General features: G+C 41.1%; 1 pseudogene. It reads left to right on the top strand.

Annotated features, from left to right (window positions below):
* Positions 1–241 (top strand): annotated as a pseudogene (gene dapF / locus AAEZ00_RS22045) (diaminopimelate epimerase); the annotation flags it as partial.

Raw genomic sequence — 241 nt, 5'->3', positions numbered from 1 at the left:
CATGAAAGGCTTAACCAATAAACATAAAATTAGCGTTTCAACTAAATCTGGTAACCTCACCCTGTATATTGAAAAAGACGGCCAAGTAACGGTTAACATGGGACACCCTAATTTTGAGCCGAGTAAAATCCCGCTCAAAGCAAGCAAACGTGAGCTGACTTATATTATTCGTGCAGAAGAACATACCGTTTTTAGTGGTGCTGTTTCTATGGGTAACCCGCATTGCGTCATGGAAGTAGAC

Source organism: Shewanella sp. S1-49-MNA-CIBAN-0167, assembly GCF_040310145.1.
GTDB classification, from domain to species: domain Bacteria; phylum Pseudomonadota; class Gammaproteobacteria; order Enterobacterales; family Shewanellaceae; genus Shewanella; species Shewanella psychromarinicola.
This window is presented reverse-complemented; position numbering and strand designations above follow the sequence as displayed.